Source organism: Micromonospora sp. NPDC005173 (assembly GCF_040608515.1).
GTDB lineage: Bacteria > Actinomycetota > Actinomycetes > Mycobacteriales > Micromonosporaceae > Micromonospora.
This window is the reverse complement of the sequence record NZ_JBEXIK010000006.1, coordinates 114,274-137,529: the sequence shown is the minus strand read 5'-3', so window position 1 is coordinate 137,529 and position 23,256 is coordinate 114,274. Positions and strand designations below refer to the sequence as shown.

The following is a 23,256-nucleotide window of genomic DNA, read 5'->3' as shown; positions in this document are numbered from 1 at the left end:
GCTGTGCGCCATTACCGTGCTGCGCAACCAAGCCGTCTAGGCAAGGACGTGCCGTTGTACACCCTGTGAGACCTCCCGAGCGCTGATTTGTCGCGCGTCGCGCATGTGCGCCGCGCTCCTTTTTGCTGCGGACTTCTCACTGAAACCGGTGTACTTCTGTGCTCAAAAACTGGGTGGTCGTGCCCACCTGCCTGCCGCTCGTTCGCCGCCGCTGCCACGCGTGCGCGTCCGAGCTCTTCCGGGCAAGCGGTAAATTTCGCGTCAACGCCAACCACAAACTCATCGACGTCTGGCTCCTCGCGCTCTGTACCGGTTGCGGAGCAACGGCAAAGCTCACGGTCCTGGAGCGGTCGACTGTGCGCTCCATACGACCTGAGCTGCTGGACCGGCTGCACGACAACGACCCTGGCCTGGCAGCTGAGCTGCTCCAGGATCCGGTCGTGCAGCGCCGTAATCGCATCGCCCTCGACTGGGACAATGCCTGGCGCCTCGACACCGGCGGATCGGATCACCTGGACCGCGAGGTGATCGACGTCTCGGTCCGCTTTGCGGCGCGGATCCCTGTCCGGCCGGTGCGACTGATCGCTGAAGGGTGCGGTCTTTCGAGGGCCGAGGTCGAGAGACTGATCAAGGAGGAAAGACTCGTCTCGGCAGTCCGGCTGAGCGGCAAGCTCTCCGGCGACTTCACCTTCACGCTCAAGCGCTGACCCCTCCTCGGGACCACGGGCCTGTCCGGCATATCCGCCGGACAGGCCCGTGCGGCAGCGGGCCTTCGCGCGTCGACGGGTGGCTGGCGGCTCCGTCCCTCGTGGACGCGCCGGAGGGCCGTACACCCAGCGTTCCGGCGGTGGCCACGCTCAATCGATCATGAGTTCGGGTGTGCTTCCTACCGTTCCGAGCATGACTGTCCTTCCCGCATCATCGCCGCTCGGCCGTGCCGCGACGAGGTTCGTCGCGACACGTACCCGGGCCGCCGCCGTCATCGCCGCGCTCGCCGTCACCGGCGCGGCCGTCGCGGTGGCCGTCGCCACCTCCTCGCCCGCCACCGCCGAGCCGGGCAGCGTCGTCGTCTCGGAGAACTTCACCTCCGGGTCGCTTCCCGCCGGTTGGAAGGCGATCGACGGCGCCTGGAAGGTCGAGAACGGCCGCCTGTACGGAACCTCCGCCAGCTCGGGCGAGAACAACAAGATCACTTTTGGTCGGCACCTGAACGACTTCCGGCTCGAGGCGACCATGCGTTTCGAGTCGGTCTCCGCCGCCACCCGCTGGGCCTCGCTCGGCATCGACGTCCCGGCCGACGGCGCCACCCCGTGGTGGATCGCCACCATGCGCAGTGGCACGACCGCCGCCAACGGTCTCGAGTTCGCCCAGCGGACCACGGCCAACGCCTGGGTGGTGACGAACACCGCCTCCGCCCCGTACGCCGCCGGCACCGGTCGGGACGTCCGCGTCGCCGTCGAGGTGCACGGCAACCAGGCCCGCTGGATCTTCGACGGGCGAGAGGCGATGCGCACGAACAGCCTCCAGCGCTCCACCGACGGCGTTCAGGCGCTCTTCGTCAACGGCGCCACCGTCTCGTACGACGACGTCATCGTCACCGAACTGCCCCCGAACGGCTACATCCGCCCCGAGGGCAGCCCGTTCACCGTGATCGCGCACCGCGGCGCGTCCGCCGCCGCACCGGAGAACACCCTGGTCGCGCAGGAGATCGCGCGCAGGGGCGGCGCCGACTGGATCGAGAACGACGTCCAGCCGAGCAAGGATGGCGTCCCGTTCATCCTGCACGACGGGACGGTCGACCGGACCACCGACGGGACCGGCGCCATCCGCGACCTGACCGCCGCGCAGATCAAGGCGCTCGACGCCGGTTCGTGGTTCGGCCCGCACTACCTTGGTGAGCGAGTGCCCACCCTGGCCGAGCAGCTCGCCGACCTGCGTACCCGGGGCGGCAACCTGCTCGTGGAGATCAAGGGCAAGCACACGAAGGACGAGGTCGCGACGATCATCCAGGTGATCCGGGACGAGCAGATGATGGGCCGGGTCTTCATCCAGAGCTTCGAGGTCGACGCGCTCCGGTACACCTATGAACTCGCCCCCGAACTGCCGCTCGGCCTGCTGCGCAGCAGCCTCGACGCCGACCCGGTGGCGATCTCGAAGGAGCTGCACCTGACCGCGTACAACCCGGACGGCAACGCGCTGCTGGCCAAGCCGGAGATCGTCGCGCCGTTGCACGCCGCCGGGGTGGCAGTGATGGCCTGGACGATGGACTCCGCCGGCCTGTGGCAACGGTTGGAGCGGATCGGCACCGATGCGGTCATCACCAACCGCGCATCCGAACTGGTTGGCTGGAACTCGGCGTTCATGCAGCGGCCTTCCGCCGACCCGACCGTGGAGATCACGTCGCCGGCCAACGGGGCACGGCTCGACCGGGCCCAGTCCCCCGTCATCGCGGTCGCCGCGACCAACGCGGACACCGTCACCGTCACGGTCGACGGCGGGCAGTCGGCCGCCGGGCGCACGCTCGACCTGGTCAAGCTGACCGCGGGTAGGCACACCGTCCGCACCGAGGTGACCGGGCCCGAGGGCACCGCGACCGCGACCAGCACGTTCACCGTGACGGTGAGCCAGGCCGGGCTCGGCTACCTGATCCTCACCTCCGGCGCCGAGCCGGCTGCCATCACCGCGATGACGACCAAGCTGGCCCACGCCCAGTACGCCCAGTTGGCCACCTACGTCGACCGGCAGGCCGGCAAGCTGGTACCGGCCGAGGTGGCCAGTGTCATCGCCGCCGACGCTCGGACCCTCGCCCTGAAGTAGCCCGTCGCCACACTGTGGAGTCCCCGCCGTCGTTGTCGACGGCGGGGATCCTCATCGGGCCGCTGCCACTCCCCCGCCTCGGCCTCGTCACGAGCGGATGGTTTACCAGCGGTCAGGCACGCCAGACGGCGGACGCGCCGGCCAGGGCGGCCTCCTGGTAGGGCGTCCGCGGCGAGTTGCCGACGAGGACCTCCACCGGCCACTTCTGCTTCAGCGCCACCCACAGCTGCGTCATCACGCCCGAGTACGTCGCAAGCTCATCCGTGCCCTCGGCCACCTGCAACACGTACAACCACGCCGCCGCGTCGGGTGCGCCGTCGAGCGGGGCCCGCCAGGCGCGGTGCAGGCTGCGGCCGCGTCGGCGCGGGGCATCGGCGGACAGGAGGGTGTCGGCCGGAGTCGGGTCGGGGGCGTCCGCGGGGCCGATCGGGCTGAACCGGTACGGCGGTGCAGGCACCTCGGCGATGAGCTGCACGTCGGCCAGGTCGGAGCCGTCGGGGTCGCCGACGAAGGAACGCATCAGCGTCTGTTCCTCAAGGGTGATGCCGACCCCGTAGTAGGCGAGGCTGAGCAGGAGCGTGTTGTCGGCCAGGTCGAACTCACCCGCGGCATAGTTCTCGCGCACGGTGCCGAGGATGTCGTCGGACAGCCGGCCCGCGAGCCGCCGGCACACCTCGGTGACCGTCGCGTAGGTCTTCGCATCCATCGTGTTCATTTCTTCTTGTACTCGCCGAGATCGGTCGTCGTGACGTTGCCCTGGGCATCCTGGACCACCCTGATGATCCTGTTCCCCTTCGGGCCCTCCCAGGTCCAACTGCCGTTGCCGCCGACATCGGGATTACTGTAACGGGGCGGGACGGCATTCGGGATTCCCTGCGGGGCGGGGTTCGGCGCCGCCGGGTTGCTGATGACACCCGGGTTGGACGCGTCCGGGGGGTAGGCGGTGCGGATCTCGCCGTCGGCGAGCACGGTCGTCTTCACCTCGACGCCGTCGACGACGCCGACGTAGTCGTAGGCCCACACCGGGTTGCCGTCCGCGTCCTTGGTCGGGTAGGGCCCCTTCGCCGGCGGGCCCTGCTGCGTCACCCGGTGCGCGGCGTCGAGGATCTTCGCCTCGTCCCAACTCTTCGGGAACTCCGTCTTCTTGGAGAAGCCGGTGCCCGCGAGATGGCCGCCCTGCCGCCCGCCGTCGCCCTCGATGATGTGTTTCTTCGAGGCGTCGCTGTGGTGGATGTCGCCAGCCGTCGGCGGCGTCGTCGGCGCGGGAGGCCGGGTGGGCCTCGCCGGATTGGAGTTGGTGGAACCCTGGCCGGCGACGCCGGGTGCGTGTCCCTGCGTCGCCGCATGGGCGGTGGCCTGCTGCGCGCTGGTGATGCCCTTGCCCGCGTTGATGCCACCGTAGTTCTTCGGGGGCTTTCCGGAGCCACCACCGCCACCTCCGGGGCCACCACCACCCGGACCGCCACTGCCGGGATTTCCGGGCTTCGACATGGACGCCTTATCCGTTCAGGAGGCGGGTGAGGTTGGTCAGGCTGGTGATCAGTGCGCCGATGTACATGAGAATGCGGCCGGCCCACTTCACGACGGCCGTCACGATCTGCGCGGCGACCACGGGGATCGTGACGACGAAGATGGCCTCGACCGCCCAGACGATCACGCGCGCCACGAGGTCGGCGATGAGGTCGCGCACGATGTCGCGGGTGAAGGCCACCAGGTTGCCGGCACCCTCGGTCGCCGCCGCCATCGCGGCGGAGACCGCACCGAGACCGCCGAGGGCCTCGACGTTGTGGTCCATCAACCCGTGGTACGCCATTGCGGCCTGCCCATACCACTCGGGCAAGTCGGCATCGAGACGCGACCGCAGGTCGGCGGCCATGCTGTGCAGCTCGACGGCCATGTTGTTCCAGGTAGCGGCGTGCGAGGCGACCACGTCGGGCATTCCGGTGAGCTCGTCGAGCATCTCCCGCAGCGGCTCGAAGTACTCCATCGCCCAACCCAGGCCGTTGGCCAGCAGCGCACTGAACGGATCCATCACGCTCGCGGCGACATCGAGCCCGAACGCGGCACCCGCCAGCAGGTCGTCGACCCAGCCCTCACTTCTGATCGCGTCGACCAGACCCTCGACGCTGTCGGCGAGGGAGGCGCCGGTCCAGACCTCCCGAGTCGACGTGACATCGGCAACCAGCGACAGGTCGGTCATCGCGCCGTCCTCACGGGGTCAACTGGCTTCCCACCCCGTTGATCAGGGTGGCGTTGTCGTCGTCGACCGCGTCGTAGCCGTCGGCGGTCTGGCGCAGGCCCGCAGCGGCCAGCCTCAGATTCTCCTCGACGTCGGCGAACAGCTCGTCCTGCCGAGTGTGCTTGCCCTCCAGGACCCCGGAGATCCAGCCGCACAGCAGCCCGTACGCCGAATCGTCCTGGGTGATGTGCGCGCTGGCGGCCTTCACCGCCGCGAAGCGCTCCGCCAGTGCCTCGATGTTGTGCGCGTGCGTGCGGATCTCCTCCGCCTCGACTGCGAACCCGTCGTCCACCAGACTCACCGCCAACTACGGTCGTCGTCGCCGCTCTCCGCGACCGGGGCCGGGCGCAACTGTTGCCCGACCCGCTCGGCGATCTCGCGCGCCGCCGCCGACTCGGTCCCCACGGTCTCCGCGATGATCTCCTGCGAACGGTCGGCCAGCTTCTCCCGAGCCGCACGAATCGTGTTCATGATCGTCCTGGCAACGACGTCGGGCTCGACCCGCTGAATCTGCCGGCTCAGGTGCAGATCCACCAACGCACCGGCGGGATCGATGGTGACCTCGACCATCCTGTTGCTGTCGGCCTCAGTGATCCGCAGTTGCTGGAAGCGGTCGCTCATGGCTTTGGTGTCGGCCGCCAACTCGCCGATCCGCCCCTTCCACGCCGCGATCCGCTCCATCGCGCCGTCCGGGTCCAGCACACCACCACCGCCTGGATCGCCGGCCCTCATGGCTGCCCCCCTGTCATGATCATCGATGGCGGAGTTTAACAAGCATCCGCCGTCGCGGGGACCCCGGCTCCGGCCTGCTCCCCGCCTTTCGCCCCTCCTCATCCCGCGCCGGTGCCGTGGGCCGGGGTCCGCCTGCGGCGTACCGGTCAGCGAGGTCAACGTGCATTGATGAGTGGGGTGTAGTCGGCGCGGGTGAGCGGTTCGGTGGACAGGGAGCCATCGGCCCGGGGTACTCCCAGAGGCCTGCCGTCGCGCAGGAAGGCAACGGTGTTGACGTCGTCGCGACTGGTGAGAGTGCAGACGATCTGGCCGAAGGCGAGAACCTCGTCGCTGCGGCCGGTGTCGGCGCCGGGCCCCACCACGACGATGCGGGCTTGCGTGCCGATCACCGTCGCACCCGCCGCGTTGACTGCTCCCGGCAGCGCGCTGGCGAGGTCGTCGTTGCGTTCGCCCGCCGTTGGCCCGGCGAGTAGGTGCCGCAACTGCTCCTCGGGCGTGAATGGGCGGTCGACACGACGGACCACCGGGACGATGTGATTGTCACGGACAAGGCAGAGCGTCTCGTCGAAGCGCCCGGCCGGTGCGGTGGTCGCGGCCGGGACCGGCGCGGGGAACGGGCCTGGCGGGGGATGGACCCTCCGGGGGGTGTCTTCGGCGGGCACACCGCAGCCAGCCAGCAAGGTGGCGAGCACCAACGGGGCGAGATGACGACGTTTCATGGCAAGCTTCCCGGCAGGTCCACGCGGAAACGGGCGCCTCCGCCCGGGCGGTCGGCAACGGTGGCGTGCCCGGCATGGGCGGCAGCGTGTTGGGCGACCAGGGCGAGGCCGAGTCCGGTGCCGTCGCCGGTGCCACGAGTGTGGGCGGCCCGCCCTCGAACGAAACGGTCGAAGATCGCCTCACGATCCTCGACGGGCACGCCCGGGCCAGCGTCGTCGACCTCGATGACGCCGGTGCTGCCATCGCGGCCAAGGCGCACAGCCACGAGGCCGCCGCCGTAGGTGACGGCGTTCTCGAGCAGGTTCGCCAGCACCTGTGCGATGCGCCGCCGCTCGACCCGCCACGTCGGGGGCGCACCCGGCGCGAGGTGGACAAGGGTGGGGTGCAGGTCGTACGCGGAGCAGGCTTCACGGGCGAGCGCCACCACGTCCACGGGGGCGCGGTGGGCGGGCTGGTCGCTGCGGGCCAGGTCGATCAGGTCGTTGACCAACCGTTGAAAACGGTCGATCTCGTCAGCGACGAGCCCGGCGGCGGTGACCGTTCGCTCATCCTGGTGTTCCCGGCGACGTGCCAGGACGCTGGCCGCCGCGGCAAGGGTCTGCAACGGTGAGCGCAGTTCGTGGCTGACGTCGGCCGCGAAACGGCGATCCCGCTCGATACGACGGGCGAGTTGGTCGACCATCTGGTTGAACGACGAGGAGAGACGGGTCAGGTCGGGATCGGTGGCCGGGTCGAGGCGGGCGGTGAAGTCACCGGCCGCGATCTTCTCGGCGGCGTCGGCGACCGCCGTCAACGGGCGTAACCCGTGCCGAGTGGCATACCAGCCGAGGGCGGCGCCGGACCCGGCGATCACGACCGCGACGGTGGTCAGTGCGAGCGCCAGAACCTGGAACGTATGCTCCAGCTCACGCAGGGAGTTGACCTCGAAGTACGCCGCCGACATGGACAAGGGCACCCCGACCACCAGGGCGGGTTGACCGTCGATGCGTACCCGCTGCACCGCCGGCTCCCCGGCGGTGACGACCCGTCGCAGGTCGCCGGGTATGGCGGCGGTGGTGCCCGGATCGGCGGTCCGGGCATACCACTCGCCGTTGAGGTGCAGCACGGGCCGCCGAGCGCCGCCTGTGTCCAGCGAACGGAGCACCGCCACCACGTCGGGGGTCTCGGTGTCGAGGCCGGCACGCACGACGGCAGCATCGAAGTAGGCGGCCCGCAGGGCGGTACGTTCCCGCTCCTCGATCAGAGAACGGCGGGTCAACTCGTAGGAGACCAGGGCCATCGACGCAGCGAGCAGGAGCGCGCCGACGGCGAACGCGGCGGTGACCCGGGTACGCAGTCCGAGGCGCCTCATCGCTGCAACTTGTAGCCCAGACCCCGCAGGGTCACCAGGTGCCGGGGGTTTGCCGGGTCGGGCTCGATCTTCTGCCGCAGCCGGCCGACATGCACGTCGACCAGTCGCTCGTCACCGCTGTCGTACCCCCAGACCCGTTGCAGCAATTGCTGGCGGGACAGCACCCGGCCGGCGTGTTCGGCCAGCTCACACAGCAGCCGGAACTCCGTGCGGGTGACCGTGACGGGCTGGCCGGCGCAGCGCACCTCCCCCGCCTCCGGGCTGATCTCCAACTCTCCGAAGGCGACCACCGGCACGGGATTCGGCGCCGGCGCCACCACCGGGCGGGCTCGGCGGCGCAGTGCCCGAAGTCGAGCGGTCAGTTCCTTGATCGCTACGGGCTTGACGACGTAGTCGTCGGCGCCGGCCTCGAGGGCGGCGACGATGTCGTGGGTGTCGTCGCGGGCGCTGACCACCACGATCGGCACATCGTCGTCACGGCGCAGTTGCCGGATGCACTCGAAGCCGTCGAGGCCGGGCAGCATCAGGTCGACCAGGACGTAGTCAGCCGGGTGGCGGCGCTGGGCACGCAGGCCTTCCTCGGCCGTGGCCGCGCCGAGAGCGTCGTAGCCCTCGTCCTCGAGTGCGAGCAGCAGCGCCAGGCGGATGCGGTCGTCGTCCTCGATCACCAGTACGGCCGTCATGCCGGCATCATCCCCGGGCAGCCCACCAGGCTGCCAACCGCGCTCGTCGGCTGGCGGTTTTGTCACGCAACTGTCATAGATCCGCGCAGTGACCGCCAAAGCTGCCAAGCACGGTGGTAGCGGACCAGGACCATGAGGGAAGGGGCACGGCCATGACGACGCCGCTGGCGCCCGCGCCGTGCACGCTGCCGCTGGTCGAGGTCCGCGTCACCGAACTCGACCTGGCCTGCCTGCCGGAGGCGGGCGCCGTGTTCGACCGACTCCTGGCCCTGCACCCCGCGCAGGTCGTGGTCGATCTGTCCGGCTGCTGGCACATCGACGCCGCCGCCATCGGCCTGCTACTCGACGTACACCGGCGACTGGCCCGCGCAGACGCGGTCCTCACCGTCCGCAACCCGAGCCCACGGGTCGGACGCATCCTGCGGATCGCCCGCCTGGACCATGTTCTGTCGATCGTCACCGATTCCGCACCGGTACCTCCCGGCGTCACGGGAGCCACCCGGCACCAACCGGACGCCGAGGAAGGACCAGCAGAATGACCGTCGTCCCGGACGACCACCTGATGACCCTGATCTGCGACACCTGCGGCGACACCATCCGGGGCACCGCCTGCGTGCTTCCCGACGCCGAGGTCGTCTGGACCCTGGTGGCCGAACACGGCTGGAGCGGCTCCCCGTTCGCCACCGGGCCACACCGCTGCCCGCACTGCAGCCTCCTGCCAACCTCCGGCGGTGAGCACGCGTCGTGCGCAGACCACGGTCCCGGCGGCATCCTCGGAATCGACCATCTCGATGATGTGACCGTCATCGCCGCCACCGGCGACATCGACCTCGAAAGCGGCGACACCCTGCGCACCGCCCTGCGCCACGCGGCCGACGTCGGCGGAAACGTCGTGGTCGACCTGGCCCGGGTGCACGTCATCGACTCCACCGGTCTCGGTCTGCTCGTCCGCGCCCACTGCGACGCCCGGGACCGGGGCGTCACGCTCTGCCTCGCCGCACCGTCGCGGTTCATCCGCACCGTCCTGCACACCATGCGCCTGGACGGGGCCTTCCTGATCTTCGAGAGCCGCGACGACGCCCTCACTCACCTCTCCCCTCGCGGGGTGTCCGCCGCCACGGCCTCGACTGCTGAGACAGCCGGATCATCCGCCCGTTAACGAAAGGACACTCCCTCATGGTCACGCCCTGGCCGTACCCCGACGAACACGCCCGGCCGGTCCAGCCGCCGCCACCCGGGCAGGGCGGGCCAGCCGACGAGGACACCCGCATCGCCGCGTCGGTCGCCCAACGAATCAGCAGCGACGGCACCACCCGACGCCAGCAGATCGCCGTGAGCGTGCAGAACCGAGTGGTGATCCTCACCGGCATCGTCACCGACCCAGCTACCCGGCAGGTGGCCGGGGACATCGCCTGGGAGGTCACCGACGTCTTCGACGTCTGCAACGCACTGCGGCTGGCGCGCCCACGGCGACTGGCCCGCTGACCCGGGGTACCGATCAGGAACGGATGGTGGGCCCGGACGGCTGCGGACCCCGGTGCGGGCGCTGACAGTTGGCGAGCATCGCTCATGCTGGAGGAGTGATTCGCTTCGTACTGAACGTGCTGTGGCTCATCTTCGGTGGTGGCATCGTGCTGGCGGTCGGCTACGGCTTCGCCGCGCTGATCTGCTTCGTCCTCGTCATCACCATTCCGTTCGGCGTCGCGTCGCTGCGCCTCGCCGTCTACTCGCTGTGGCCCTTCGGCCGCACTCTGGTGCCCAAGCCTGGCGCCGGCGCCGCCTCCGGGCTGGCGAACATCCTGTGGGTGGTGCTGGCGGGTTGGTGGCTCGCGCTGTCCCACATCGTCGCGGGCATCGCCCTCTGCGTCACGATCATCGGCATTCCGTTCGGCATCGCCAACTTCAAACTCGTTCCGGCCGCGTTCTGGCCCCTCGGCCGCGAGGTCGTCGACATACCTTGAACGGTCCTGTTCGAACAGTCACCCGGTTACTGGTCGGCGCTGCTCAGATCCGGTCTCAACGAGTCGCCTCCGTCATCGAGGTCGCCGACGAGCGAATCCGGCACACGCATGCGCCACGCGTCGGTGACGAGTTCCGTCAGGCGATCGACGTCCACCCGCTCCAACCGCAGCATCACCAGGGGCAACCCGTCGTACGCGGGCGTGGTGAAGAAGACGTCGGGCTCGCCCAGGAGCAGGGCCTGCTTCTCCGCTTCGTCACCGACGTACAGCACCGCGATGTCGGTCCGGATGACACGCGGGACACCTGGTCTCCGCTCGGGGTAGGACCAGATGAACCCCTTGTCGGCGACCCGGAAGTCGAAGCCGGCACTGTCGATCTCGACCACGTGAGGCAGTGCCAGTGCCAGGTGACGGACATCGCCAGCGTCAGCCATCGAGGTTGCTCCAGGGCACCGCGTCCTGCATAGGCACAGGCTAACCGCTACGCCGGACATGGTCCTCGGCCGGCTGAGGGTCGCGGCAGCTAACCGGCGAAACGAGTGAGGAAGGCGTCGTACACGGGTGCGCCCGGCAGTGTGTCGTGGATGGCGAACACCACGTGGTCGAACCGGTCGACCGTTTGCAGCGCGTCGGCGAAGGCGCCCGCCACTGTGGCGGGATCGTTGCGGAACACTCCGCACCCCCACGCGCCCAGCACGATGGTTCGATGCCCGTGCGCGGCGGCCACCTCGAGGACCCGCTGTGCGCGCCGGGACAGCACCGCCGGCACCTCGGCGGCATGCTCGGGCTGGTTGCGGATGATCGCACCCAGGTTCGGCGCCGCAGCGGTCAGAAACGAGGTGAGATGCGACTGGTCGAGCAGGTCACCCTTGTCGTTCCGGAAGACCGGCACGGGTGGGGAGTAGATGACCCGGTCGCTGTAGCGCAGATCCCGCTGCGCGCGGTGGAACGCATAGAAGTCAGGTGCGGCAAGCAGGCATGGGTACAGCGCCGACGAGCGCGCGATGCTCTCCTCCTGCGCCTTCGCCCCACCGAGAAACCCGCCGCCCGGATTCTTGGCCGACGCGAACACCAGACACACCGCGGCGGGCCCGAGCCGGCGGGCTGCCTGCAACGTCGACTCGTGTGTCACCTCGACGACGCCGGCCCCGGCATCGACGCCGCCCACCTCGAACACGTCGTCCGGCAGGTGGTGCCGGGTGCCGGCGACCGCACTGCGCACCGCCCCGTCGATGACGACCTCATCGCCGGCGCCGTTGCGGTACCGGCCGGACTCGGCGATCGCCACGGTCTGGCGCGCTATCTCGCGGAGGCGACTGCTCACCGGTACGCCCGGCGAGAATAAGAATGGAGGGCCTGCACAGCCAGCAGGTTAAGCAGCGGGCGCCACACCAACAACTGGTTTCCGCTACTGCCGCCGACGACCGGAGGCGACCGCAGCCTGGTCCTGCACACACCCAGCGCGAACCCGACCTCAGCGCCGGCTTCCTTGCTCAGACCTGCAAACCTGCCCGAACCGGCGTCGGTTGCGCGCAAGATGAGATGGATTCGCCCAGCGACACGGTGAGCGGGGGTCGGCCGTGAACGACGGATTGGTGACCAGGCGGAGCGCCCATGATGTCGGAGAGACAATCTCTGCGCTACGGGCTGAGGCGGAACGCGTGGGCGCTGCGGTGGCGGCGGTGGTCGACCATGCGGCGGCCGCTCGCAAGGCCGGGCTGGATATGCCCGACACACAGGTAATCATCGGTGTCGCGGCGTGGATACCCCTGCCTTCAGGCGGGGGAGGAAACGCAGCTCCCCTCAGGGATAGACTTACATGAACTACCGGTAAAATTCGAGGTATGGGTGAGGTGGTGAAGCGGGCATACAAGTACCGCTTCTATCCGACCCCGCAGCAGGCCGATCAGCTCAACCGCACCTTCGGGTGCGTGCGAAAGGTCTACAACCTCGCCTTGGATGCGCGCACCCGTGCGTGGGCGGTTGACCGGCAGCGCAGCACCTATGTGCAGTCGTCGGCGTGGCTGACCGAGTGGAAACGCACCGAGGAGCTTTTGTTCCTCAATGAGGTCAGCTCGGTGCCGTTGCAGCAAGCGCTGCGGCACCTGCAAGCCGGGTTCGCCGCGTTTTGGGGCAAGCGGTCGCGGTACCCGCGTTTCAAGTCCAAGCGCAAGTCTCGGGCGTCGGCGGAGTACACCCGCTCGGCGTTTCGCTGGCGCGACGGGCAGCTCACCCTGGCCAAGATGGACGCGCCGCTGGGCATCGTGTGGTCGCGGCCCCTGCCCGAAGGGGCCGAACCGTCGACGGTCACCGTGTCGCGAGACGCCGCTGGCCGCTGGTTCGTGTCCCTGCTGGTCGATGACCCCACCGTCAAGGCACTGCCCCCGCTGTTCACGGCGGTCGGGGTGGACGCGGGCATCACGAGCCTGCTCACCTTGTCCACCGGGGAGAAGGTCACCAACCCGCGTCATGAGCGTGCTGACCGACGTAAGTTGGCCAAGGCGCAGCGCGACCTGTCCCGTAAGGGCAAGGACACCAAGAACCGGGCCAAAGCCCGGCTCGCGGTGGCCGGCATTCACGCCCGCATCGCCGACAGGCGCCGCGATCACCTGCACAAGCTGTCGACTCGACTCGTCCGCGAGAACCAAACGGTCGTGATCGAGGATCTCAGTGTGCGCACCATGCTGCGCAACCACAGTCTGGCCCGCGCCATTTCCGACGCGGCGTGGACACAGCTGCGCAGCATGATCGAGTACAAGGCCGCCTGGTACGGGCGGACCGTTATCGCCATCGACCGCTGGCATCCGAGCACGAAGACCTGTTCGGCGTGCGGGCGGATCAACACCGCGATGACTCTTGGCGTTCGTGTCTGGACGTGTCCCGGCTGTGATGCCGTGCACGACCGGGACGTCAACGCCGCGTGCAACATTCTCGCCGCCGGGCTGGCGGAGAGGTGAAACGCCTGTGGAGGGACGGTAAGACCCGACCCGCGCAAGCGGTGAAGGCGCGGCCCGGTGAAACAGGAACCCTCCCGGGTGACCGAGGGAATCCCCGCCCTTCAGGGCGGTGGAGGATGTCAAGCAGGCCCGTCCCGAGATCGCCATCGACCTGCCAATGCGACTCATGGTGCGGGACGACGGCCAGCCGGGCTCGCTGGTCACCTGGCAGGACCCCGCGTACCTCGCTCAGCGGTACGGACTGAGCGAGAATCAGCTTCCACCCCTGAACGCCCCGGCCAAGATTGCCTCCGCGGTCGACGGCCGCTGAGCACGGCCCGAATCGGCCGCCCACACAGCCCGCCGGGCCGGGTCAGCTACCCCGGTCCAGCCGCTCCAGCGTCGCGGCAGCGACCAGGCCATACGCGACGTACGGTAAGGCTTCCTCGGGCCAGCCCTCAGTGCCCCAGCGACGCGGGTCCGTCACCCCGAGCGCGGTCATCGACCCGTCGGCGACCAGATTGCTGAACAATTCGCGGGCGGACAGGCCGTTCCGTACGTGGAGTCTCCCGCTTTGCTGGACACGCTTGACTGAGCATATGGACGTCACCAGAGATGGGCGGAGCTGGCGGATCGGCACGGCCGACGACGTCGCCTGGCTCGCTGGCCAGACCACCCACGGCCTCTCGATCACCACAGCGATCCCGCCGGTGTTCCGCGCCTACGCCACGTTCTACCCGCCCGACGGCGTCAGCGTCGAAGCCCACGAACGGGCCGTGGTCGACGAGCTGACCCGGGACACCCCAGCGCAGCCCTGGTGGCTGGGCTACCTCGACACCGGTGCCCACGACATCGTCTTCCCTTTTGCTCCGACGGTGTCCCTCTACGCGGGCTGGCCGTACGTGCTCGTCGAAGCCGGCCCCGAACAAGCTCTCACCTGGCGGACCGGGCACATGCGCGGCGACGGACCGCTGCCCGATCTGTTCTTCCCCGCGGATCACTCCTGGCTCGTCTCCGCTCTCTGGGATGACGCCTGGACCGACATCGGCGGGAGCACCGCCTTGATCACCGCCCTGCACCGGAACCCGCTGGTCAGCGCCCGCCCGGTCGGGCCGGACGAAGACGCCCTCCCGCCCGGGCTCACGCGCGAATAGGCGCCGGCCCGGTGCCCTCAGGCACCTGGTCCGCCTCGTGCGTCTCCGATCGCCGAAGGGGAGGTCCAGGCCGGGTCGCGGCCGGTGAGGCCGATGACCCGATCGAGCAGCGCGGCCTCGACTGGCAGGGTGATCGACGGCCCGAAGAGGCCCGGGGTGCCCTCGCTGCTCCCTTGTTGCGACACCAGACCGTGGACCCACTCGACGGTCTGCGGGTCGACGTCGTACGTCTGACCGGTCGCTCGTGCGAGATCCCAGGCGTGAATCATCACCTCGTTCAGCGCGACGACGCCCATGATCTGCGCCGGCAGCACGACCCCGCCGGCAGCGGTGTCGCCCGTCCAGGCGCTCGGTACGCGCCACGCGGCGACCAGGTGATCGAGCTGTGCGGGCAGAATCGTGCGCCACTCGGGGTCGAGGTTGGCCACGGTGGGATTGCCCGGGCCGCCCGGTGCGGCGTCGGGCGCCTTCTCTGCAGCGATCCGGAACGCGATGGTGAGCCCGACGAGGTGGTCGAGCAGGTCGCCCACGACCCATCCCGCACACGGGGTAGGGAGGGTGAGCTGATGGTCGGTCACCCCGAGCAGCACCGAGGTCAACGCGCGGGACGCGGGCTCAAGGTCTGGGGAGGTGTTGAGGTCGCTCATCCAGTTGCTCCGTCCGGTTGATTGCCCGGCACGCTAGCCGAGGGGACCGACAAAGTTGCCGCATCGCCGGGAGGCGGGGCCACCCGTGCCTGGCTGCTCTCCTGGTCCGACAGGAACGACGCCAGCGCCCGACCCTGCTCGGCGACCTCGGTGCGGTCGGCGCGGGAGAGGCGGCCCAGCGGAGTGACGATCACCGTGCTGGCCTCGACGCTCCAGGTCGCGGCGACCCGGCCGTCGACCAGCACGGCGCGTTCGCCGGCGACCGACAGGCCGCGGTGGGCGTCGTCGACGATCCGGCTGCGGTCGTGGTAGCCGAGTATCGCGTTGTCGAATGCCGGCAGGAACCGTACCGGGGCGGGTGTGTCGGGGTCGGGACGCGGCGCGTCGGGGAGGTCGATCAACTGGCGGCCACGCTCGTCACGGAAGGTGACCAACTCCTCGCGCATCGCGGCCACCGCGGTCGGCAGTCCGGCGAGGCCGCACCAGGCGCGCAGGTCGGCCGTGGCTGCGGGGCCGAACGCGGCCAGGTAGCGCCGTACCAGCATCTGGCCGACCGGGTCGGAGCCCTCGGCGGCCGGCGGGTCGATTTCCCGGCCCAGCCAGGAGGAGAGCGGGACGTTGCGTACTCCTGCCCGGGTGCGCCACAGTCCGCGCGGCGGCAGTTGCACCATCGGGACGAGGGCGGCGACCACCATTTCGCCCAGCGCCCGCGGTCCCGGCGTCGGCCAGCGTTCGGCGAGCGCCCGCGCGATCTCGGTCATCGAGCGTGGCTCGTCGTCGGCCATCACCGCCTGGGCTGCCGCGGCGAGCTCGTCGAGGTCCACACCGTCGAGCTCGGCGCGGTATGCCCCGAGCACCCGTTGGCGGAGCATGGCGTCGTGACGCGCCCGCCAGGCCACGGTGTCGTCGGCGGTGAGGAGGTGGACGGTACGGCGCATGAGGTGTGTCCGCACCACGCGTCGCTGGGTCAGCAGGTCCGAGAGCACCGCCGGGTCGAACGCGCGCAGCCGCGACCAGAGCCCGACGAACGGTTCCTGCGGTTCCTGCGCCTGCAGGCCGCCGAGGTGTGCGACGGCGTCGAGGACCGGTAGGTCCGCGCGATCGAGCAGGAACTGCCGGGCGAGTGTCGCGCGGTTGAGCGCCCGGGTGCCGAGAACGGTCATCGGGTCAGGTCGCGGCGAACTGGCCGGCCGATCGGCGGCGTAGTGAACATACTCGTTTCCTCATCGCTGGTCGTTGGCGATCGATCGCGTGGCCGGGCGTGCGTCTCCCGGTCGGGTTGACGTAACACTCGCAGGTGAAGCGGACAGGGTGTGACCGCTTCTCATGGCAACATCGGGCTCATGCCGAAGACCTCAGCGCGACTGCTCTCGCTGCTCTCGCTGCTCCAGGCCCGTCGGGACTGGCCCGGGGCGTTGCTGGCCGAGCGGCTGGCCGTCAGCCCGCGCACCGTGCGCCGCGATGTCGATCGCCTGCGCGAGCTCGGCTATCCCATCCACGCCACCAAGGGCCCCGACGGGGGGTATCGGCTCGACGCAGGTACGGCACTGCCGCCGCTGCTGTTCGACGACGAGCAGGCCGTCGCCCTCGCCGTCGCACTCCAGATCGCCACCACCGCCGGCGCCGGCATCGAGGAAGCCGCGGTGCGCGCGCTGAGCACCGTCCGGCAGGTCATGCCCGCACGGCTGCGCCGCCGCATCGACACGCTCCAGGTCACCGCCGTCGAGCGGCCCGGGATCCGGTCGAACCCCCGCGCCGACACCGGCGTACTCGTGGCGCTCAGCGCCGCCGTCCAAGCCCGCGAAGTGCTGCGCTTCGACTACGCCCCCGCTTCCCCGGTTGGAGCCGGCGACGACCGCGCCGACACTCCCCCGCGCCGGGTGGAGCCTCACCACGTCGTCACCTGGGGCGGGCGCTGGTACCTCATCGCCTGGGATCTCGACCGCGACGACTGGCGCACCTTCCGCGCTGACCGGATCACGCCGCGCACCCCGACGGGCCCCCGCTTCAACCCGCGTGAACTGCCCGGAGGGGAGGTGGCCGCCTTCGTCGTCAGCAGGTTCCAGGGCTCTGGCGGCTGGCCCTGCCGCGGGGAGGTGATCCTCGACCTCCCCGCCGAGGACGTGTCCCGCTACACCAGCGACGGGCTCGTCGAGGCCCTCGGCCCGGACCGTTGCCGGCTCGTCCTGGGCTCGTGGTCGTGGCCCGGCCTGGCCGCCAGCATCGGCAGGTTCGACGCCGACATCGAGGTCGTCGGGCCGACCGAGCTCAAGGACGCCTTCGCGCACCTGGCCCGCCGGTACGCCGACGCCGCAGCCGACTGACCCACCGACCTCCGCCCCCACCCTCGACCACGGTCTGGGCCGCCGGGCACCCGACGACCAAAAACTTTTGGTGGTTTCCTACAACTGAGGGGCGATTGGTTCGGTGATTGCACCATGGCGCTGCCCGCCGGGAGGGGGAAGGGTGCTTACTGCCGGGGGCCGTCGTCTCGCGGTGCGCTGATCATGGATCTACCAAAGGGGTCATTCGGGTGTTCAACCGTGTCGCCATCGTCAACCGTGGTGAGGCCGCGATGCGGCTCATCCACGCGGTCCGAGAGTTGGCTGCGGAAACCGGCATCCCGATCGAGACCGTCGCCCTGTACACCGACGTCGACCGCACCGCCACCTTCGTGCGTGAGGCGGACATCGCCTACGACCTCGGTCCGGCGTCCGCCCGCCCGTACCTCAATCTGGTGGCGCTGGAGCGCGCCCTGACCGAGACCGGCGCCGACGCGGCGTGGGTCGGCTGGGGTTTCGTCGCCGAGGACCCGGCGTTCGCGGAGCTGTGCGAGAAGATCGGCGTCACGTTCGTCGGTCCGAGCGCGGAGGCCATGCGCCAGCTCGGCGACAAGATCGGCTCGAAGCTGATCGCCGAGGAGGTCGGCGTACCGGTCGCGCCGTGGAGCCGCGGTGCCGTCGAGACCCTGGATGCCGCTCGGACGGCGGCGGCCGAGATCGGCTACCCGCTGATGCTGAAGGCGACCGCGGGCGGTGGCGGGCGCGGCATCCGCGTGGTCAGGAACGAGGCCGAGCTCACCGACGCGTACGACCGCACCAGCCAGGAGGCGGCGCGGGCGTTCGGCAGCGGCATCGTGTTCCTGGAGCGCCTGGTCACCGGTGCCCGGCACGTCGAGGTCCAGGTGATCGCCGACGGGCAGGGCACCGCCTGGGCGCTCGGTGTCCGCGACTGCTCGGTGCAGCGACGCAACCAGAAGGTCATCGAGGAGTCGGCATCGCCGGTGCTGAGCCCGGCGCAGGCGGCCGAGCTCAAGACGTCGGCCGAACGGTTGGCCGTGGCGGTCGGTTACCGCGGTGCGGCCACCGTCGAGTTCCTCTACCACCCCGGCGACCAGCTGTTCGCGTTCCTCGAGGTCAACACCCGCCTGCAGGTCGAGCACCCGATCACCGAGTTGACCACCGGGTTCGACCTGGTCAAGGCGCAACTGCACGTCGCCTCGGGCGGTCGGCTCGACGGCGCGCCGCCGGCGGAGCGCGGGCACGCCATCGAGGCCCGGCTGAACGCCGAGGACCCCGACCGCGACTTCGCGCCGTCACCGGGCCGTATCGCCCGGCTGGACCTGCCCGCCGGCCCGGGCATCCGGGTCGACACCGGTGTCAGCGAGGGTGACACCATCCCGGCCGACTTCGACTCGATGATCGCGAAGATCATCGCGTACGGCCGTGATCGCGACGAGGCGCTCGGCAGGCTGCGCCGCGCGATGGCGAACACCACGGTGATCATCGAGGGCGGTGCGACGAACAAGAGCTTCGTGCTCGACCTGCTCGACCAGCCCGAGGTGATCGACGCCAGCGCGGACACCGGCTGGATCGACCGCGTCCGTGGCGAAGGCCGGCTCGTGGCGCACCGGCACTCCGCGGTCGCGCTGGCGGCCGCCGCCATCGAGACGTACGAGGAGGAGGAGCGCGTCGAGCGGCAGCGGCTGCTGTCAACGGCGTCCGGCGGGCGCCCGCAGGTGCAGCACAAGAGCGGCCGGCCTCTGGACCTCAAGCTGCGCGGCGTCGGCTACCGCATGCGCGTGGCGCGGGTCGGCGCGCACCGGTTCCGCGTCGGCATCGAAGCGGCCGGCGCGGTGCGCACCGCTGACGTCGAGCTCGACCGCTTCGACCGGCACACCGGCCAGATCGTCGTCAACGGCATGCGGTACCGCCTGCTCACCGGCACGTACGGGCCGACCCACTTGGTCGAGGTTGACGGCGTGACGCACCGGGTCAGCCGCGACGAGGGCGGCGTCGTCCGCTCCCCCATGCCCGCGCTGGTCGTCGCCACTCCGCTGGAGGTCGGCGCCGAGGTCGAGGCGGGCGCGCCGGTGCTGGTGCTGGAAGCCATGAAGATGGAGACGGTGCTGCGGGCGCCGTTCAAGGCCCGGCTGAAGGAGTGCGCCGTCTCGGTGGGCAGCCAGGTGGAGGCAGGTGCGCCGCTGCTGCGGTTGGAGCCGCTCGCCGACGAGGCCGCCGAGACCGTGGACGATCCGGCCGCCGCCTCCGTGGAGCTGGACCTGCCCGCCGCCACCGAGGAGATTGCGGCGTACCTGCGCAGCCGACGCGGCCAGGAGGACCTGCGCGGCCTGCTGCTCGGCTTCGACGTCGATCCGCACGACGACCGGCGGGTGCTCGACGACTACCTCACCGCGCGGCGGGCGGCCACCGAGGAAGGCCACCGGCCGCTGGCCGCGGAACTCAACCTGGTCACCGTGTTCGCCGACCTCACCGAGCTGAGCCGCAACCGCCCGACGGGCGAGGACGGCGACGGCCACGTCTACAGCGCCCGCGAGTACTTCCACACCTACCTGCAGAGCCTCGACATCGAGCGTGCCGGCCTGCCGAGTTCGTTCCAGGCCAGGCTCGGCAAGGCGCTCGGACACTACGGCGTCACCGACCTGGAGCGCTCCCCCGCACTCGAAGCCGCCGTGTTCCGGATCTTCCTCGCCCAGCAACGCGCGTCCGCCGATGCCACGGTCGTCGCGACGTTGCTGCGCGCGTGGCTGCGGGAGTCCCCGCCGGACGAGACGCTGCGCGAGCCGGCCGGCCTCGCCCTGGAGCGGCTGGTGGCCGCGACGCAGGTCCGCTTCCCCGCGGTCGCCGACCTCGCCCGTGGTGTGGTGTTCGCCTGGTTCGCCCAGCCGCTGCTGCGCCGCAACCGCGCCCGCGTCTACGCCGAGGTCCGCGGGCACCTGCGTCACCTGGACGCGCACCCGGACGCGGCGGACCGCACCGAACGCGTCGCGAAGATGGTCCGCAGCACCGAGCCACTGGTACGGCTGCTCGGCCAGCGGCTCGTCCGCGACCACCTCGACAACGCGGTCATGTTGGAGGTGCTGACCCGGCGGTACTACGGCAACAAGACGCTCACCAGCGTGCGCACCCGCGGGGTCTCGGACTGCACGTTCGTGGTCGCCGAGCGCGCGGACTCGAGCGTGGTGTCCGCCGCGGTGAGCTTCGACGCGCTGGGTGGCGCGCTACGCGGGCTCGCCGGGCTGGCGAGCGAGGAGGATGCCGTCGACGCCGACATCTACCTCGGCTGGGAGAACCAGCCGGAGGACTTCGACGCGATGGCGGCCGCGCTGCTCGAGGTCATCACCGCGCACCCGCTGCCGCCCCAGGTCCGCCGGCTCACCGCCACCGTCGCGGGTCGCGGCGGCGCCGTGATGCACCACCACTTCACCTTCCGCCCGTCCGACTCGGGGACGACCGAGGATCGGTTGATCCGCGGCCTGCACCCGTACATCGCGCAGCGGATGCAGTTGGAGCGGCTGCACAAGTTCGACCTGACCCGGCTGCCGTCGTCGGACGAGGAGGTCTACCTCTTCCAGTGCGTGGCCCGGGAGAACCCGTCCGACGAGCGCCTCGTCGCGTTCGCGCAGGTGCGTGACCTGACCGAGCTGCGCGAGCAGGACGGCCGGCTGGTCGCGCTGCCGACGACCGAGGCTGCCATCGCCGCGTGCCTCGACTCGATCCGCCGCGCCCAGTCGCGGCGACCGTCGAAGACGCGGTTCAACACCAACCGGATCGTGGTCTACGTCTGGCCGCCGAGCGAGCTCACCCGCGAGGAGATGGAGATGATCGCCGGGCGGGTGCGCCCGACGACCGCGGGCGCCGGGCTGGAGGAGATCCTCTTCATCGCGCGGCAGCGCGACCGCCGGACCGGCGAGCTGACCAAGATCGCCGTACGGATCTCCTTCGGGGCCACCGGCGGCGCCGAGTTGACCGTCGGCGAGCCGCCGGTCGAGCCGGTCGAGCCGCTCGACGACTACCGGCTGAAGGTGCTGCGGGCGAGCAGCCGCAACACGGTGTACCCGTACGAGCTGACCGGGCTGCTCGGCGACTTCGTGGAGCACGACCTCGACGACGACCACGCGCTGGTGCCGGTGCAGCGGCCGAAGGGGCGCAACCGCGCCGCGATCGTCGCCGGCGTGGTCACCACGCCGACCACGCGGCATCCGCAGGGTGTCAGCCGGGTCGTGCTGCTGGGTGACCCGACGAAGTCGCTGGGCGCACTGTCCGAGCCGGAGTGCCGCCGCGTGATCGCCGCGCTGGACCTGGCGGAGCAGATGCGGGTGCCGCTGGAGTGGTGGGCGCTGTCTGCCGGGGCACGGATCTCCATGACCTCGGGCACGGAGAACATGGACTGGGTGGCCGCGGCGCTCAAGCGGATCGTCGAGTTCACCCAGGCCGGCGGTGAGATCAACATTGTGGTCGCGGGCATCAACGTCGGCGCGCAGCCGTACTGGAACGCCGAGGCGACGATGCTCATGCACACCAAGGGCATCCTGGTGATGACGCCGGACTCGGCGATGGTCCTCACCGGCAAGCAGTCGCTCGACTTCTCCGGTGGTGTGTCCGCCGAGGACAACTTCGGCATCGGCGGCTACGACCGGGTGATGGGGCCGAACGGGCAGGCGCAGTACTGGGCGCCGAACCTGACCGCCGCGCGGGACGTGGTGATGTCGCACTACGACCACTCGTACGTCGCGCCCGGCGAGGACGCGCCGCGGCGGGCGCCCAGCACGGACCCCGTGGACCGCGACATCTCCGCCTTCCCGCACACCCTGGCTGGCAGCACCTTCAGCACCGTCGGGGAGATCTTCTCCGCGGCGGCCAACCCGGACCGCAAGAAGCCCTTCGACATCCGGACGGTGATGCGGGCGCTCTCCGACCAGGACCACCCGGTGTTGGAACGCTGGGCGGGCATGGCCGACGCGGAGACCGCGGTCGTGCAGGACGTACACCTGGGTGGCATCCCGGTGTGCCTGCTCGGCATCGAGTCACGGGCGGTGCCGCGGCGCGGCTTCCCGCCCACCGACGGCCCGGACACCTACACCGCGGGCACGCTGTTCCCACGGTCGTCGAAGAAGGCCGCGCGGGCGATCAACGCGGCCAGCGGCAACCGGCCGCTGGTGGTGCTGGCGAATCTGTCGGGCTTCGACGGCTCACCGGAGTCGATGCGCAAGCTGCAGTTGGAGTACGGCGCCGAGATCGGCCGGGCGATCGTGAACTTCCGCGGGCCCATCGTCTTCTGCGTGATCTCGCGGTACCACGGCGGCGCGTTCGTGGTGTTCTCCAAGGCACTGAACCCGAACATGACGGTGCTGGCGCTGGAGGGCTCATTCGCCTCGGTGCTCGGTGGCGCCCCCGCCGCCGCGGTGGTGTTCTCCGCCGACGTCAACGCCCGTACGGCGGCCGACCCGCGCGTGCGCGACCTGGAGGCCCGCGTCGCCGCCGCGGCTGGCACCGAGCGCGCCGCGTTGACCGCGGAACTCGACGAACTGCGCTCGTCGGTCCGGGCGGAGAAGCTCGGCGAGGTTGCCACGGAGTTCGACCGCGTGCACAACATCCAGCGCGCCGTCGAGGTCGGCTCCGTGGACGCAGTCGTCCGCGCCGCCGACCTGCGACCACGCATCATCGATGCCATCGAATCCCGTCTGGGCTAGGTGGCGGGAGGTGCGGGCAGAGC

At 70.4% G+C, this 23,256-nt stretch carries 24 protein-coding genes; 11 read left to right on the top strand and 13 right to left on the bottom strand.

Features of this window, described 5'->3' with window-relative positions; genetic code table 11:
• Positions 1 to 158: 158 nt before the first annotated feature.
• Both ABZV00_RS10590 and ABZV00_RS10585 read left to right on the top strand, forming a co-directional pair.
• A complete protein-coding gene (locus ABZV00_RS10590) occupies positions 159 to 707 on the top strand; it encodes a DUF1062 domain-containing protein (protein WP_355604064.1) in 549 nt (182 codons plus the stop codon).
• Between the two features lie 193 nt (positions 708 to 900).
• Entirely contained in the window at positions 901 to 2,817 is a 1,917-nt protein-coding gene (locus ABZV00_RS10585) for a glycerophosphodiester phosphodiesterase family protein (RefSeq protein ID WP_355604061.1), read from the top strand.
• Positions 2,818 to 2,929: 112 nt separating this feature from the next.
• Here ABZV00_RS10585 and ABZV00_RS10580 read toward each other — a convergent pair whose 3' ends face one another.
• The 8 genes from ABZV00_RS10580 to ABZV00_RS10545 all read right to left on the bottom strand — a co-directional run bounded on the left by ABZV00_RS10580 (position 2,930) and on the right by ABZV00_RS10545 (position 8,542).
• Positions 2,930 to 3,532 carry a hypothetical protein gene (locus tag ABZV00_RS10580; protein WP_355604059.1) on the bottom strand — a complete coding sequence of 201 codons (603 nt, stop codon included), beginning with the start codon at positions 3,530 to 3,532 and terminating at the stop codon, positions 2,930 to 2,932.
• Complete coding sequence (locus ABZV00_RS10575; protein ID WP_355604056.1) at positions 3,529 to 4,308, bottom strand: EndoU domain-containing protein; 780 nt, start codon at positions 4,306 to 4,308, stop codon at positions 3,529 to 3,531. The genes ABZV00_RS10580 and ABZV00_RS10575 overlap by 4 nt, the downstream gene beginning before the upstream one ends.
• Positions 4,309 to 4,315: 7 nt before the next feature.
• Positions 4,316 to 5,017 (bottom strand): hypothetical protein, encoded by a 702-nt coding sequence (locus ABZV00_RS10570; RefSeq protein ID WP_328417963.1) that lies wholly within the window; start codon positions 5,015 to 5,017, stop codon positions 4,316 to 4,318.
• A 10-nt stretch (positions 5,018 to 5,027) separates the two neighbouring features.
• Positions 5,028 to 5,357 carry a type VII secretion target gene (locus ABZV00_RS10565; RefSeq protein WP_355604053.1) on the bottom strand — a complete coding sequence of 110 codons (330 nt, stop codon included), beginning with the start codon at positions 5,355 to 5,357 and terminating at the stop codon, positions 5,028 to 5,030.
• Positions 5,354 to 5,788: a YbaB/EbfC family nucleoid-associated protein gene (locus tag ABZV00_RS10560; protein ID WP_328417965.1), complete on the bottom strand. Its 435-nt coding sequence runs from the start codon at positions 5,786 to 5,788 to the stop codon at positions 5,354 to 5,356. The genes ABZV00_RS10565 and ABZV00_RS10560 overlap by 4 nt, the downstream gene beginning before the upstream one ends.
• Before the next feature lie 155 nt (positions 5,789 to 5,943).
• Complete coding sequence (locus tag ABZV00_RS10555; protein ID WP_355604049.1) at positions 5,944 to 6,507, bottom strand: GerMN domain-containing protein; 564 nt, start codon at positions 6,505 to 6,507, stop codon at positions 5,944 to 5,946.
• The gene (locus ABZV00_RS10550; RefSeq protein ID WP_355604047.1) at positions 6,504 to 7,859 is read right to left on the bottom strand and encodes a HAMP domain-containing sensor histidine kinase; all 1,356 of its coding nucleotides are present in this window, start codon (positions 7,857 to 7,859) and stop codon (positions 6,504 to 6,506) included. Before ABZV00_RS10550 ends, ABZV00_RS10555 begins: the two co-directional genes overlap by 4 nt.
• A complete protein-coding gene (locus ABZV00_RS10545; RefSeq protein WP_328417970.1) occupies positions 7,856 to 8,542 on the bottom strand; it encodes a response regulator transcription factor in 687 nt (228 codons plus the stop codon). Before ABZV00_RS10545 ends, ABZV00_RS10550 begins: the two co-directional genes overlap by 4 nt.
• Positions 8,543 to 8,694: 152 nt before the next feature.
• On the opposite strand from ABZV00_RS10545, the gene ABZV00_RS10540 reads away from it, so the two are divergent.
• The 4 genes from ABZV00_RS10540 to ABZV00_RS10525 all read left to right on the top strand — a co-directional run bounded on the left by ABZV00_RS10540 (position 8,695) and on the right by ABZV00_RS10525 (position 10,503).
• Positions 8,695 to 9,081 (top strand): STAS domain-containing protein, encoded by a 387-nt coding sequence (locus ABZV00_RS10540; protein ID WP_355604044.1) that lies wholly within the window; start codon positions 8,695 to 8,697, stop codon positions 9,079 to 9,081.
• A complete protein-coding gene (locus tag ABZV00_RS10535) occupies positions 9,078 to 9,701 on the top strand; it encodes an STAS domain-containing protein (RefSeq protein WP_355604041.1) in 624 nt (207 codons plus the stop codon). The genes ABZV00_RS10540 and ABZV00_RS10535 overlap by 4 nt, the downstream gene beginning before the upstream one ends.
• 17 nt (positions 9,702 to 9,718) lie before the next feature.
• Positions 9,719 to 10,027 (top strand): BON domain-containing protein, encoded by a 309-nt coding sequence (locus ABZV00_RS10530; RefSeq protein ID WP_355604038.1) that lies wholly within the window; start codon positions 9,719 to 9,721, stop codon positions 10,025 to 10,027.
• Between the two features lie 95 nt (positions 10,028 to 10,122).
• Positions 10,123 to 10,503, top strand: a complete 381-nt coding sequence (locus tag ABZV00_RS10525; protein WP_328426699.1) for a YccF domain-containing protein — start codon at positions 10,123 to 10,125, stop codon at positions 10,501 to 10,503.
• Positions 10,504 to 10,529: 26 nt separating this feature from the next.
• Here ABZV00_RS10525 and ABZV00_RS10520 read toward each other — a convergent pair whose 3' ends face one another.
• Both ABZV00_RS10520 and ABZV00_RS10515 read right to left on the bottom strand, forming a co-directional pair.
• Entirely contained in the window at positions 10,530 to 10,937 is a 408-nt protein-coding gene (locus ABZV00_RS10520) for a hypothetical protein (RefSeq protein WP_328417974.1), read from the bottom strand.
• Between the two features lie 89 nt (positions 10,938 to 11,026).
• Positions 11,027 to 11,827 (bottom strand): TIGR02452 family protein, encoded by an 801-nt coding sequence (locus ABZV00_RS10515; protein WP_355604036.1) that lies wholly within the window; start codon positions 11,825 to 11,827, stop codon positions 11,027 to 11,029.
• 520 nt (positions 11,828 to 12,347) lie between these two features.
• Between ABZV00_RS10515 and ABZV00_RS10510 the strand changes: the two genes are divergently transcribed.
• The gene (locus ABZV00_RS10510) at positions 12,348 to 13,460 is read left to right on the top strand and encodes an RNA-guided endonuclease TnpB family protein (RefSeq protein ID WP_355604033.1); all 1,113 of its coding nucleotides are present in this window, start codon (positions 12,348 to 12,350) and stop codon (positions 13,458 to 13,460) included.
• A gap of 109 nt (positions 13,461 to 13,569) precedes the next feature.
• Positions 13,570 to 13,770, top strand: a complete 201-nt coding sequence (locus tag ABZV00_RS10505; RefSeq protein ID WP_355604030.1) for a hypothetical protein — start codon at positions 13,570 to 13,572, stop codon at positions 13,768 to 13,770.
• 42 nt (positions 13,771 to 13,812) lie between these two features.
• On the opposite strand, the gene ABZV00_RS10500 is transcribed toward ABZV00_RS10505, so the two are convergent.
• Positions 13,813 to 13,971, bottom strand: coding sequence for a hypothetical protein (locus ABZV00_RS10500; protein WP_355604027.1), 159 nt, complete (start codon positions 13,969 to 13,971; stop codon positions 13,813 to 13,815).
• 67 nt (positions 13,972 to 14,038) lie between these two features.
• Between ABZV00_RS10500 and ABZV00_RS10495 the strand changes: the two genes are divergently transcribed.
• Entirely contained in the window at positions 14,039 to 14,593 is a 555-nt protein-coding gene (locus tag ABZV00_RS10495; RefSeq protein ID WP_355604024.1) for a hypothetical protein, read from the top strand.
• A gap of 17 nt (positions 14,594 to 14,610) precedes the next feature.
• Here ABZV00_RS10495 and ABZV00_RS10490 read toward each other — a convergent pair whose 3' ends face one another.
• Positions 14,611 to 15,240 (bottom strand): TIGR03086 family metal-binding protein, encoded by a 630-nt coding sequence (locus tag ABZV00_RS10490; RefSeq protein ID WP_355604022.1) that lies wholly within the window; start codon positions 15,238 to 15,240, stop codon positions 14,611 to 14,613.
• Complete coding sequence (locus tag ABZV00_RS10485; RefSeq protein WP_355604019.1) at positions 15,237 to 16,403, bottom strand: winged helix DNA-binding domain-containing protein; 1,167 nt, start codon at positions 16,401 to 16,403, stop codon at positions 15,237 to 15,239. Before ABZV00_RS10485 ends, ABZV00_RS10490 begins: the two co-directional genes overlap by 4 nt.
• Before the next feature lie 180 nt (positions 16,404 to 16,583).
• On the opposite strand from ABZV00_RS10485, the gene ABZV00_RS10480 reads away from it, so the two are divergent.
• Both ABZV00_RS10480 and ABZV00_RS10475 read left to right on the top strand, forming a co-directional pair.
• Complete coding sequence (locus ABZV00_RS10480; RefSeq protein ID WP_355604017.1) at positions 16,584 to 17,564, top strand: WYL domain-containing protein; 981 nt, start codon at positions 16,584 to 16,586, stop codon at positions 17,562 to 17,564.
• 209 nt (positions 17,565 to 17,773) lie between these two features.
• The gene (locus ABZV00_RS10475; protein WP_355604014.1) at positions 17,774 to 23,233 is read left to right on the top strand and encodes a carboxyl transferase domain-containing protein; all 5,460 of its coding nucleotides are present in this window, start codon (positions 17,774 to 17,776) and stop codon (positions 23,231 to 23,233) included.
• The last annotated feature ends 23 nt before the right edge of the window (positions 23,234 to 23,256 follow it).